This window comes from Frondihabitans sucicola, from assembly GCF_030296615.1.
GTDB lineage: Bacteria > Actinomycetota > Actinomycetes > Actinomycetales > Microbacteriaceae > Frondihabitans > Frondihabitans sucicola.
This window is the reverse complement of the sequence record NZ_AP027732.1, coordinates 2885744-2897792: the sequence shown is the minus strand read 5'-3', so window position 1 is coordinate 2897792 and position 12049 is coordinate 2885744. Positions and strand designations below refer to the sequence as shown.

The 12049-nt window shown below is 67.8% G+C and carries 13 protein-coding genes and 1 pseudogene; 8 read left to right on the top strand and 6 right to left on the bottom strand.

Annotated elements, in window-relative coordinates; genetic code table 11:
• Positions 1 to 4: 4 nt before the first annotated feature.
• Complete coding sequence (locus QUE79_RS14925; protein ID WP_286343783.1) at positions 5 to 505, bottom strand: glycosyltransferase family protein; 501 nt, start codon at positions 503 to 505, stop codon at positions 5 to 7.
• On the bottom strand, positions 502 to 1677 hold the full coding sequence (locus tag QUE79_RS14920; protein WP_286343782.1) for an alcohol dehydrogenase catalytic domain-containing protein: 1176 nt from the start codon (positions 1675 to 1677) through the stop codon (positions 502 to 504). The genes QUE79_RS14925 and QUE79_RS14920 overlap by 4 nt, the downstream gene beginning before the upstream one ends.
• Between QUE79_RS14920 and QUE79_RS14915 the strand changes: the two genes are divergently transcribed.
• Positions 1668 to 2165, top strand: a complete 498-nt coding sequence (locus QUE79_RS14915; protein WP_286343781.1) for a hypothetical protein — start codon at positions 1668 to 1670, stop codon at positions 2163 to 2165. The genes QUE79_RS14920 and QUE79_RS14915 overlap by 10 nt on opposite strands.
• Positions 2166 to 2438: 273 nt before the next feature.
• Positions 2439 to 3782 carry an MFS transporter gene (locus QUE79_RS14910; RefSeq protein WP_286343780.1) on the top strand — a complete coding sequence of 448 codons (1344 nt, stop codon included), beginning with the start codon at positions 2439 to 2441 and terminating at the stop codon, positions 3780 to 3782.
• A gap of 224 nt (positions 3783 to 4006) precedes the next feature.
• Here the strand turns inward: QUE79_RS14910 and QUE79_RS14905 are convergent, their stop codons facing one another.
• Genes QUE79_RS14905 through QUE79_RS14895 form a run of 3 tightly spaced genes read right to left on the bottom strand, consistent with a single transcriptional unit; the run spans position 4007 to position 6260 of the window.
• The gene (locus QUE79_RS14905; protein ID WP_286343779.1) at positions 4007 to 4483 is read right to left on the bottom strand and encodes a MarR family winged helix-turn-helix transcriptional regulator; all 477 of its coding nucleotides are present in this window, start codon (positions 4481 to 4483) and stop codon (positions 4007 to 4009) included.
• Positions 4480 to 4806, bottom strand: coding sequence for a hypothetical protein (locus QUE79_RS14900; protein ID WP_286343778.1), 327 nt, complete (start codon positions 4804 to 4806; stop codon positions 4480 to 4482). Before QUE79_RS14900 ends, QUE79_RS14905 begins: the two co-directional genes overlap by 4 nt.
• Positions 4767 to 6260 (bottom strand): MFS transporter, encoded by a 1494-nt coding sequence (locus tag QUE79_RS14895; RefSeq protein WP_286343777.1) that lies wholly within the window; start codon positions 6258 to 6260, stop codon positions 4767 to 4769. Before QUE79_RS14895 ends, QUE79_RS14900 begins: the two co-directional genes overlap by 40 nt.
• A 165-nt stretch (positions 6261 to 6425) precedes the next feature.
• Between QUE79_RS14895 and QUE79_RS14890 the strand changes: the two genes are divergently transcribed.
• Both QUE79_RS14890 and QUE79_RS14885 read left to right on the top strand, forming a co-directional pair.
• Positions 6426 to 6749: a hypothetical protein gene (locus tag QUE79_RS14890; protein WP_286343776.1), complete on the top strand. Its 324-nt coding sequence runs from the start codon at positions 6426 to 6428 to the stop codon at positions 6747 to 6749.
• A gap of 83 nt (positions 6750 to 6832) precedes the next feature.
• Positions 6833 to 7132 carry an excalibur calcium-binding domain-containing protein gene (locus QUE79_RS14885; protein ID WP_286343775.1) on the top strand — a complete coding sequence of 100 codons (300 nt, stop codon included), beginning with the start codon at positions 6833 to 6835 and terminating at the stop codon, positions 7130 to 7132.
• A gap of 2 nt (positions 7133 to 7134) precedes the next feature.
• Here the strand turns inward: QUE79_RS14885 and QUE79_RS14880 are convergent, their stop codons facing one another.
• Positions 7135 to 8178 (bottom strand): LacI family DNA-binding transcriptional regulator, encoded by a 1044-nt coding sequence (locus QUE79_RS14880; protein WP_286343774.1) that lies wholly within the window; start codon positions 8176 to 8178, stop codon positions 7135 to 7137.
• Between the two features lie 307 nt (positions 8179 to 8485).
• On the opposite strand from QUE79_RS14880, the gene QUE79_RS14875 reads away from it, so the two are divergent.
• The 4 genes and pseudogenes from QUE79_RS14875 to QUE79_RS14860 all read left to right on the top strand — a co-directional run bounded on the left by QUE79_RS14875 (position 8486) and on the right by QUE79_RS14860 (position 12022).
• On the top strand, positions 8486 to 9655 hold the full coding sequence (locus QUE79_RS14875) for an ABC transporter substrate-binding protein (protein ID WP_286343773.1): 1170 nt from the start codon (positions 8486 to 8488) through the stop codon (positions 9653 to 9655).
• Positions 9656 to 9830: 175 nt separating this feature from the next.
• Positions 9831 to 10954: pseudogene (locus QUE79_RS14870) on the top strand (LLM class flavin-dependent oxidoreductase).
• Between the two features lie 35 nt (positions 10955 to 10989).
• Positions 10990 to 11616, top strand: coding sequence for an FMN reductase (locus tag QUE79_RS14865; protein WP_286343772.1), 627 nt, complete (start codon positions 10990 to 10992; stop codon positions 11614 to 11616).
• An 82-nt stretch (positions 11617 to 11698) separates the two neighbouring features.
• Positions 11699 to 12022 (top strand): DUF6507 family protein, encoded by a 324-nt coding sequence (locus QUE79_RS14860; protein ID WP_286343771.1) that lies wholly within the window; start codon positions 11699 to 11701, stop codon positions 12020 to 12022.
• Positions 12023 to 12049: the final 27 nt, after the last annotated feature.

Sequence of the window (12049 nt, the reverse complement as noted above, 5' to 3'; positions counted from 1 at the left end):
GGGATCACACCGCGTGAGCGTCGGATCTGGCGATCCTCACACCAGGATTGGACCGCAGCGATCCGACGACGGTCGCGGGGAGTGAGCGCCGCGCGACGCCCGAGACCTCGTTGGACAGGCGCATCGACGTGGCCAAGTTCGTCACCAGATCGACGTCGGCCGGAAGGAGGGCACCGAGTCCCGCCCACTCGGGCAGGAAGACGCGGTCGGGCCGGAAACGCGCCACGTCACGGCGGAACCGAAGGGCTCGAAGAACGGGTTGAAGCCACTCGGGACCTTTCGCGCGTCGATGTCGGGCTAGGAGTCGGACCCCCTCGACGACCCGTCCGGGCGCCAGATCGTCTTCGGCGAAGACGACCAGGCCGACGTCGATGCTCTGACGTACGACAGCGGGAAGCAGGGAGGCGTAGTGCCTTCCGATCCCGCCCGTATAGGCCGTCAGACCGGCGTACTCCGTCACACCGACGAGCCAGCGTTGCCGCCGCCCCGAGGGCGTCGCGCTCACGGTTTCAGGACGACCTTGATGCAGCCGTCCTCCTTCTTCTTGAAGATCTCGTACATCTCGGGCGCACGGTCCAGCGGCACGTGGTGCGTCACCAGATCCTCGGTCCCCAGGGGGTCGGCAGGATCCTCCACGAGCGGCAGCAGGGTGCTGGTCCACCGGTGCACGTTGCACTGCCCCATGCGGAGAGTGATCTGTTTGTCGAACAGGCTCAGGAACGGCGTCGGGTCGGCCGTTCCGCCGTAGACGCCGCTGAGCGACACGGTGCCGCCCCGGCGGACGATGTCGAACGCGAGGTGCATGGCACCCAGGCTGTCGACGCCGGCCTTTTGCATCAGGGGTTGGGCGATCCTGTCCGGCAGCGCGGCCGCGGCCTTCTGGAACAGGCCCACGGCTCCGTGATCGTGCGCCTCCATGCCGACGGCGTCGACGACGGAGTCCGGGCCCCGACCGCCCGTGAGCTTCGAGATCGTCTCGGCCACGTCATCGGTCAGATCCAGCGTCTCGACGCCGTGCTTCTCGGCGAGGGCGCGTCGCTCGACCACCGGATCGACCGCGATGACGCGGTACCCGCGGTGCACGCCGATCCTGCTCGCGAACTGCCCGACCGGCCCGAGTCCCAGCACGACGACGGTTCCCCCGTCGGGCACCTCGGCGTACTCGACGCCCTGCCAGGCGGTCGGGAGGATGTCGCTGAGGAAGAGATAGCGATCGTCCGGGAGGTCTTTTCCGACCGTGATGAGGTTGAAGTCAGCGCGCTTGATGGCGAGCTGCTCGGCTTGGCCGCCGGGAACCTGGCCGTAGAGCTTCGTGTAGCCGTAGAGGGTGGCTCCCGAGCCGTACTCGGTCACCTGCGTCGTCTCGCACTGTGAGAACAGCCCCCGATCGCACATGAAGCACTCGCCGCACGCGATGACGAAGGGCACGACGACCCGATCGCCGACCGCGACCCTCGTCACGGCGGAACCGACGGCGGTGACGACGCCCATGGTCTCGTGGCCCAGGACGTCGCCCTTGTCGAGGTACGGCCCGAAGACGTCGTACAGGTGCAGGTCGCTGCCGCAGATGGCGGCCGAGGTGACCCGGATGATCGCGTCGGTCGGCTCGACGATCGTCGGATCGGCGACCTCTTCGACGCTGACGTTCTCGACGGACTGGTAGGTGAGTGCTTTCATCCTCCCCGTCTACGCGCCCGCGTCTGGGCAAGGCGGGGTTCGGGGTACAGCCGCACCTGTCACACTCGACGTATGCCTTCCTCTCGTACGACGTCACCGTCAGCCGCGACGGAGCCGCCTGGCTCCTCGAAGTCGCCCCCATCGGCGGAGTGGCCGAAGCCCGCTGGCTCGGCGAGGCGGAATCCGTCGCCCGCGCCTTCATCGCCGACTTCGAAGACGCCGACCCCGACAGCCTCGACATCGCCATCACCGTCATCTATCCCGGCGACGTCGCGCTCGAGCTCGAACGCGCCGAATCGTTCCGCAAGACGTCGGACGACGCCCTCGACTCCGAGTGGGAGGCGCTCGGCAACGCCGCTCTGTCGCTCGACGAGGCCGGCGTCACGCGGCGCGACATCGGCGACATCCTCGGGCTTGCGGTTCCCCGCGTTCGCAGGCTCCTGCGCGGTGGTCCGCGCGACAACCAGTCGCGCCGCGACGCCGAGTGATCGGGGATCACAAGAGACTCCCCAGCTAGGGGACTTGCGGGCGTGCGCCCGCTCCCTCAGACTTGAAGGACTCACTCGTCGTGGAGTGGCAAGCACCATTCGAACAACACCCATCCGCACAGCATCCCTTCGAGCGGCACCGGTTCACCTACCGGCAGCTCTCGATCAAGCAGCAGACCGCGACGAGTCTCACCCCGAACACGAGCCGAGGCTCGATCGTTCGGGTGCCACGGCGTCCGCGCCGGAGGTGTCGTCGCGGTCACGAGGAGTCCCGTGACCGCCACCAGCACCCGTAGCGTCCCGACGCTCACCCCTGCCACGCCCCCGCCTCAGACCCTGACAGCCGCCTCCGTCGTCGGGATCGCGGTGCTGGGGCTCGCGACGTTCTTCGCGATCACCACCGAACTGATGCCGGTCGGCCTCCTCTCGCCGATGAGCGCGAGCCTCGGCGTCGACGTCTCGACCATGGGGCTCGTCGTCACCGTGTACGCCCTCGCCGTCGCGATCCTGGCCCTGCCGCTGACCTGGGCGACCTCCCACTTCCCGCGGCGCGCCGTGCTCGTCGTCACCCTGGCCGGGTACGCCGTCTCCAACCTCATGGTCGCCCTGGCACCGAACTTCGCGTTCGTCTGCGCCGGCCGCGTCATCGGCGGGATCGCGCACGCGCTCTTCTTCTCGGTCGCTTCGGCCTACGCAACCCGGATCGTCCCGCCGCGCCTCGCGGGTCGGGCCATCGCGTTCGTCTACTCGGGGTCGTCTCTCGGCTTCGTGATCGGCGTGCCCGTCGCGACCACGGTCGGAGACCACCTCGGCTGGCGACTCGCGGTCGGTGCGGTGGCCGTGGCCTCAGCGATCCTCGCCCTCGTGGCGGTAGCGTTCCTGCCGCACGTGAAGGGCGAGTCGCATCCGCATCTCGGGTCGGGGCGATCCTGGGCCCGATCCGGGTTGATCGGCGTCGGTGTCGCCGACCTGCTGCTCTTCGCGGGCCACTACGTCGTCTACACCTACGTCGGCCCCTACCTGGTCGGGGCGGGGCTGCAGCAGCAGTCGATCGGCGGCGCCCTGCTCGTTCTCGGCGGAACCGGAATCGTGGGGTTGCTCGCGGCCGGGTCTTTCGTCGACCGCGCGCCGCGTCAGACCCTCCTGGTCGCGGTGGCCGTCATGGCTCTGGCCCTCGCCGCGCTGCCGTTCGTTCACGGCTCGCTGGCGGCGACCTTCGTCGTCGCCGGCCTCTGGATGGCCGCGAACGGGACCACCGGCACCCTCTTCATGGCCGCCGCCATCCGCACCGGAGGAGTCAGCCCCGACATCGCCGGAGCCCTCGTCAACGGCGCGTCCAACGTCGGGATCGCCGCCGGAGCGGCCATCGGGGCACAGGTCCTGGGAGTCACCGGCCTCGGTGCGCTTCCCTTCGCCGCCGCGGTGGTCATCGCCGGCAGCTTCGGGGTGATCGTCGTGGCCCGGCGCGGGTTCCCGCTGCACGGCCACGGGCAGGTCACCCTCTCGACCTCGTCGATCCGCACCATCACGTCGTCGATCCAGGTCGCGACCTCGTCGATCCGCACGGTCTCCCTGCCGCGCACGGGCTCGGTGCGGGTCGTCCGCGACCCCGGCTGACGCCGCTCACGCCTGCCTGCCTGCCTGCCTGCGGCCTGCGCGCCGCCCGCCTGCGGCCCACCTCCCGAAATCGAAGGGGATTTTCGCCCGACGCCCCGTGCATCGCACTTCCCGGGCGGCCTGCGCGAGGATCCCCTTCGATTTCGGGAGGGACGGGCAGGGCAGGGGGCGGCAGGGGAGGGGGCCGGCAGGGCAGGGGCCGGCACGAGAGGCGACGCGCAGACCTACAGCTCGCGCGAGTCCGCCAGCTTCTCGAGCGACTCGAGCGCGTCGAGCACCGCGGCGCGACCCGACTCGTCGAGCGTGGCGAGGAGCGCGGAGGCGTGTTCGGCGCGTTCCCGGCGCGCAGCGATCACCGCGTCGACTCCGGCAGCGGTCGCCTCGACGAAGAACGAGCGCCCGTCGTCGGGGTCCGGGGTCCGGTCGACGAGTCCGCGCGACTCCAGGTCGACGATGAGCCGGGTCGCCGTCGGTGCCGCGACGCCTTCGATCCGGCCGAGCTCGGACGGCCGGACCGGACCGCGCCGCACGACGGTCGACAGGGCGAGGAGCAGCGCCGGACTGAGCGCAGCCCCGGACGGCCGGAGAAGGCGGTTCAGGCGGCCGACGGCGAACGCGAAGCGGGCCGGGACGTCGTCGCGGTCGACGGGGGCAGGATCCTGCGCCCCCTCGCTCACGACCGACGACCCGGGCGAGCTCACCGGTGTCTCCCCGCCGAGACGGAGGCGTCGGCACCGGATGCACCGGCACCGGATGCACCGGCACCCGCGGCGCCGTCCTCGGACACGGTCTCGGCGGGCGTGTCAGCTCCGCCCTCGACGATGTCGACGGAGCCGGTGGGCAGCTCGAGGTGCACGTACTTCTTGCCGCGGATCAGCGACGCGACCGCCGCGACGACCGTCATGATCGTGGCGGCCAGGAACACGACGACGAGTCCGTGATGGAACGGCCCTGAGATGAGCTGCGGGAAGAACTCCTTGCCGATCAGGGCATTCCGGTCGGCCGACGAGAGGCCGGACAGCACCTTCGAGCCGAGCAGGTTCTGGATCGGGTTGTAGCCGAGGAATGCCGAGAACAGGGTGCCGACCGGGGAGTCTGCGAGATCTTGTCGGCGATCGCCGTCGAGACGCCGTGCGACGTCAGGCCCGACTTGAGCGTGGCCGGCAGCGTCGTCGCGAGGCCCGCGATCATCAGCGAGAAGAAGATGCCGATGGAGAGCGACGTTCCGGCGTTCTGCACAGTGCCGGCCATGCCGGAGGCCGAACCGCGCTGGTTCGCCGGAACGCTGTTCATGATCGCGGTGCGGTTCGGCGCCCCGAACATGCCCGAGCCGATGCCGGAGAGGAACGTGATGACGGCGAAGGCGCCGTAGTTGAAGTTGACCGGCAGCAGGAGCAGACCGACGAACATCGCGGCGACCAGCGTGAGACCGGCCGTGGCGAAGAAGCGCGCGCCGAAGCGGTCGGACAGGATGCCGGAGAGCGGCCCTGCGACGAGGAATCCGACCGTGAGAGGCAGCAGGTAGATGCCTGCCCACAGCGGGGTCTGCTCGTACGAGTACCCGTGCAGCGGCAGCCAGATGCCCTGCAGCCAGATGATCAGCATGAACTGGAGGCCGCCTCGACCGATCGACGCCAGGAGCCCCGCGAGGTTCGCCATGGCGAAGGAGCGGATCTTGAACAGCCGCATCTCGAACATCGGCTGTTTCGTCCGCAGCTCGATGAAGACGAAGACGACGAGCAGGATCACGCCGCCGATGATTCCCGCGAGAACCCACGGGTTCGACCAGCCGGTCGACGACCCTCCGTAGGGCTGGATGCCGTACGTGATGGCGGCGAGCACGGCGGTGAGGCCGATGGCGAAGGCGATGTTGCCGGGCCAGTCGAGCTTGCCGCGGTTCTTGGTGCCCACCTCGTGCAGCGACTTGTACGACCAGATGGTGCCGATGATCCCGACCGGGACGCTCACGAAGAAGACGGCGCGCCAGTCGATGGTCGACAGGAGGCCGCCGACGATCAGACCGATGAACGATCCGGCGATGGCCGCGACCTGGTTGATGCCGAGGGCCATTCCGCGCTTGTTCGCGGGGAAGGCGTCGGTCAGGATCGCGGTCGAGTTGGCGAACAGCATGGCACCGCCGATGCCCTGGACCAACCGCATGATGATCAGCCACATGGCGCCCGATCCGCCCATGAACGGGTCGAAGGCCAGGGCGATGGAGCCCAGCGTGAACACGACGAAGCCGAGGTTGTAGATGCGCACCCGACCGTACATGTCACCGAGTCGCCCGAAGGTGACGACGAGGACGGCCGTGATGAGCATGTAGCCCATGAGCATCCAGAGCAGATAGCTGACGTTGCCCGCTTCGAGCGGGTTCAGGTCGATGCCCTTGAAGATCGCGGGGAGGAGATGATCACGATCGACGAGTTGATCGTCGCCATGAGCATGCCGAGAGTGGTGTTGCTGAGTGCGACCCATTTGTACTTCGGGTGGTCTTTGGTGAGGAAGGTGGGCAAGCCGGTGCTCCGTGGTGTGAATGTCGGGGGAAAACTAGTTACTTAACGTGAACTAACTATACGCTTCCCGTCCGACGGCTCTCGACTTTCCCTGACAGCCGGCGCCCGTCCATGCGAAGATGACCGCATGTTCGGTCGCCGCATCCGAGGAGCCGCCTCGCCGACGAACCTCGACACGGGGTTCGGCATCGGCGTGCAGGTCTATGTGGTCGACAAAGACGAGGACGCCGCGACCCCCTTTCCCAACGGCGCCACCGGCCTCGTCGTCCGCCACGGAGGATCCGCCTGGCCCGGCATCTCCGCCGTCGGCGGGCTCGCGCCGGTCTGGTGGATCGAGTTCGACACCCCGCAGTACACGGCCGAGCTCGACGGGCCCTACTCGAAGGCCCAGATCGCGCAGCGGTTCCTGCGCTTGGCTCCGCCGGCAACCGAAGCCGACCTTCCCTACTGACTGCCGCCTCGACGCGGCACCCGAACGAGGGGCGCTCGCACTGGGGCTGCCGCGTCACCCCGACGGCTCGCTACCTTCGCACCATGATCTCCCCGCGCTTGGCCATCGCCGCGACCGTGCTGACGGTCGCAATCGCCGTGCCGTCCGTTGTGGCCGCCGACGCGGCATCCGCTTCGCCGAAGGCCTATGCGAACTGCACCGCCGTCCATAAGACGTACTCCGGCGGCATCGCCAAAGCGGGCGTCAAGAACAACACCGTCACGTCGAAGGGCAAGGTGACCCACCGCGCCCTCAAAGGCAAAGTGAAATTCGACACCGCCCTCTACAACGCCAACAAGAAGTCGGATCGCGACGGCGACGGCATCGCCTGCGAACTCGACTGACCTCAGGGCGCTTCTGCACCCGACGGCGGTGCCGTCGACGCCCGCACCAGGAAATGCGTCGCCAGTTCGATCCTCGTCGTGCGCCCGGCCCGACCTCGTGGCGAGCGTTGGTCCCGGATCGTGTCGAGCAGGATCCGCAGGGCCACCGAACCCATTTCCGCCGTCGGCTGCTGGACGGTGGTCATCGGAGGAGTCGCCCACTGAGCCTCCGGAAGGTCGTCGAAGCCGACCACGCTGAGATCCTGCGGGATCCTGAGTCCGAGCGTCGCAGCGGCGTCATAGATGCCGAACGCCATGCTCTCGGAGCACGCGAACAAGGCCGTGGGACGCTCTTCTGCCGCCAGGACGGGGAGGACCGCTTCGTAGGCCGTCGGGCGTGACCAGTCGCCGTGAACGATGCGCGAGGCCGGCAGGTCGAGGCCCGCGGTCGTCAGGGCCGACCGGAACCCGTCGACACGGGCGGCGTTGTAGAGGGTTCCCGGGCCGGCGTCGACGATCCCGATGCGCCGGTGGCCGAGCGCGGCGAGATGCTCGCCGGCGGAGCGCCCGCCCTCCCAGTTCGTCGAGCCCACGCTCGGAACGTCGTCGGGCGGCCGAACCACCGGGTCGACGAGGACGACCGGGATGCCGGCTGCCGCCAGGCCGCTGATCTGCGCGGACGACGGGCCGAGGCCTACGATGACGGCCCCTTCGGAGTGACGCCGGAGCAACCGCGTGAGCCACTCGTCGCTGTCGCGCGCGATGGTCATGACGACACCGATGCCGGCGTCGGTGGCCGCCTGCTCGATGCCGCTCAGGGCGCGGGTCGCCCAGGCGTTGTCGACGGCCGTCATGACGAGATCGACCAGCGTCGGCATGGCCGTCGTCTCCGAGCGTCGGCTCGAAGCCGACCTCGATCGATAGCCCGTCGTGGCGACCGCCGCGAGCACGTGTCGGCGAGTCGCATCGGAGACGTCCGTGCCGCCGCGAAGCACCTTCGAGACCGTCGGGACACTGGTTCCGGCCAGGCGGGCGACGACCTCGAGCGTCGGACGGACAGCGGTCATCTCGCCACTCTAAGCCGACTACCCGTTTGCGCAAAATAATTTGTCTTGCCTCGCAACAAATCGAGCGGCATACTTCTGCCAACGCAAACCGAGGCAGATGATTTGCGCAAATATTCCCGTTCAACGAAGAACAAGCTCTGGACGCGTCCGGGGCGAAAGGACCGTCAATGTCGACAACGAGAGCAACCGTTTCCCGTCGCGGGTTCCTGGGTCTCATCGGCGGCGCAGCAGCCGTCACGTCTCTGGCCGCCTGCACTACGGGAGGGGCTCCGGCTCCGGTTCCACCCGGGCCCTCAAATTCTGGAACATGCCCTGGGGCGGACCGGCGTTCAATCCGCTGGACAAGAAACTCGTCCTGTCGTTCAAACCGAGCTCGGGTCTCGCGGCGCCGAGCTATCAGGCGGTTCAGTGGGCCAACTTCACGCAGACGTTCGCAACGGCCATGGCGTCGAAGACGGGCCCCGCGGTCAGCTCCGGAGGTGGTACCCAGGCGTTCCAGTTCGCCAAGCAGGGCTTCATCGCCGAGGCCGACGATCTCGTCGACACGTGGAAGGCCAACGGCCTCCACGACGACTTCCTACCCGGTCTGCTCGACACGATGAAGACACCCAACGGCTACGTGGCGATCCCGTACAACCTCGACATGCGCGTGCTCTGGTACAACAAGAGCCTCCTCGAGAAGGCCGGCGCCACACCGCCCACCGACTGGCAGTCGTACCTCGACGCCGCAGCCGCCCTGAAGAAGATCGGCGTCTTCGGCTTTGCCGCGAACGGCAATCCGAGCGGCGGCAACGCCTTCCAGATGATCGTCGGCGTCATGATCAACAACGGCGGGGGCATCTTCGACGCCGAAGGCAAGCCGAACCTGGTGACCGACGCCAACATCCAGGCCCTCGAGTTCATCGAGGAGAACATCCGGAAGGGCTACGTCGATCCGGGAGCGATCAGCTACACGGCGACGAACTCGAACTCGCAGTGGAAGGCCGAGAAGTTCGCCATGGGGATCGACGTCCCCGGCCTCGCGGCCAACGTCGGAGGGAGCACGGCGGCCGACCTCGTCGTCGGCGATCCCCTGACGAGCGACTCCGGCAAGAAGGGGGCCCTCTATTTCCCGAACAACATCATGATGTACAAGAACACACCCTCGCAGAAGGACAGCGAGGCGTTCCTGACCTATTACTACAAGCACATGTCGGAGCTGTGGACGAAGAAGACCGGCATCGGCCTTCCCGTGCTGAAATCGATCGCGTCGACTCCCGAGTTCCAGTCCGACCCCAACCAGGTGAAGATCGTCTCGAGCTGGCAGCCGATCTCGAAGACCTGGGCAGCACCCGGCGGCAGCGCGCTGTTCGCGAACGTCACCTACGTCGACAGCACGACGCCCATGTCGACCTTCGGGCAGAACGTCCTGTCGGGGAAGACGCCCAAGGAGTCCCTGACGATCCTGCAGAACACGCTCGCCGGTCAGATCAAGTAACCGCTCGCGCGACCGGAAACGGCTCCCGACGCCCGAACTCTCGGTGTCGGGAGCCGTTTTCGGTTCCGGGAATAACTCCGCCCGCTCGACGTTGAACCAGAATGTATGCAAACGCATATAGATGAGTTAGGGTGAGGTCATGGCAGACAACAGCACGGCGCCGGTCGCAAGTCCACTGCAGTTCGGCATCTTCTCCGTCGGCGACATCACGACCGACCCGACGACGGGCCGCACGCCGACCGAGAACGAGCGGCTCAACGCGATGATCACGATCGCGAAGAAGGCCGAGGAAGTCGGACTCGACGTGTACGCGCCGGGCGAGCACCACAACCCGCCCTTCGCGAACTCCAGTCCGACGACGCTTCTCGCCTACATCGCCGCGCAGACGGACCACATCATCCTGTCCACGGCGACCACGCTGATCACGACCAACGACCCCGTGAAGATCGCCGAAGACTTCTCGCTCCTGCAGCACATCACGGGCGGTCGAGTCGACCTGACGCTCGGCCGCGGCAACACGGGCCCGGTCTACCCCTGGTTCGGCAAGGACATCCGCCAGGGCATCAATCTCGCCATCGAGAACTACGCCCTGCTGCACCGCCTCTGGACCGAGGAGGTCGTCGACTGGAAGGGCCACTTCCGCACGCCGCTCCAGGGCTTCACCGCCACCCCGCGTCCCCTCGACGACGTCGCCCCTTCGTCTGGCACGGATCGATCCGCTCGACCGAGATCGCCGAGCAGGCCGCCTTCTACGGCGACGGCTTCTTCGCCAACCACATCTTCTGGCCCGCGTCGCACACGGCGCAGATGGTCCGCCTCTACCGGGAGCGCTTCGAGCACTACGGACACGGCACCGCCGCGCAGGCGATCGTCGGACTCGGCGGGCAGGCCTTCATGGCGAAGAACTCGCAGGATGCCATCAAGCAGTTCCGTCCGTACTTCGACAATGCGCCGGTCTACGGTCACGGCCCCTCCCTCGAGGACTTCACGGCTCAGACGCCCCTCACCGTCGGCAGCCCGCAGCAGGTCATCGACCGCACCCTGGGCTTCCGCGACTACGTCGGCGACTACCAGCGCCAGTTGTTCCTGATGGACCACGCTGGGCTTCCGCTCAAGACCGTCCTCGAGCAGCTCGACCTGCTCGGTGAAGAGGTCGTGCCGGTGCTCCGAAAGGAGTTCGCAATAAACCGCCCCGCGGACGTCCCCGACGCTCCGACCCACGCGTCTCTGGTCGCGGCGCGCGACGCCGCCATGCCGGCCACAGCATCGTCCGACCCTCTGGCGATTCCCTCCTTCTAGTCGTTCCCAGCAAAGAATCGCAGGATCATCGCATCATGAGTACCAAACGCATCGCCGTGGTCGCCGCGGGGCTGAGCCAGCCGTCCTCCACGCGCCTGCTGGCCGACCGCCTCGCCGAAGCCACCACCCGCTCGCTCGCCGAGCTCGGCGACCAGGTCGAGGTCGAGGTCATCGAGCTGCGCGACCTCGCTCACGACATCACCGACAACCTCCTCACCGGCTTCGCCGGGCCGGCTCTCCAGGCGGCGATCGATTCGGTCACGTCCGCCGATGGCGTCATCGCGGTCACACCGGTCTTCACGGCGTCGTACAGCGGCCTGTTCAAGTCGTTCTTCGACGTGATCGACAAGGACTCGCTCGCCGGCACACCTGTCCTCATCGCGGCGACCGCGGGAACAGCCCGGCACTCGATGGTCCTCGACTTCGCGATCCGGCCGCTCTTCGCCTACCTCCGCGCCGTCGTCGTCCCGCTGGGCGTGTTCGCCGCTTCCGAAGACTGGGGGAGCGGTGACGCCACATCGACGACGCTGCCGGATCGCGTGGCCCGGGCAGCAGCGCAACTGGCCGATCTCGTCTCGGGTCACACGACTCGCCGAGACGACCCGTTCGCCGCTGTCGTGCCGTTCGAGGAGCAACTGCGGAGGCTCTCCGCGGACGACTGAACATCGGTGTCTTGTCCCCCGAATGTTTGTTTCGCATGTTGGATTCTGAGAGGATCTAACCCGAACCAGAGATCGGGGGAACATGCGCGGCTGGAAGATCGACGTCGACGGGGTGCGAGGCGTCTTGGCGTCCGTTGTGAGGGCGGGCGAGAGCCTGTCACGGCACGAACGCGATGTGGAGGGCCTTCTCGATGACGCGCCACCGGCGCTAGCACCCTCGACCCGGGTCAGCGGTGCCGTGTCGGGTCTTCTGTCGGTGCACGTCGACGACGTGGCCGTGGCCGGAGAACGCTCGCGACGAGTGCTCGACGCTGCCTCCGTGGCGACACAGGGCTACGTCGCCGCTGACGAGAGCATGGCGGCCGACGCCCAGGCGTCGGCCGCCTCCGTCTTCGGTGGCCGCTGATGCAGTCGGGCACCTCCACCCCGGTCC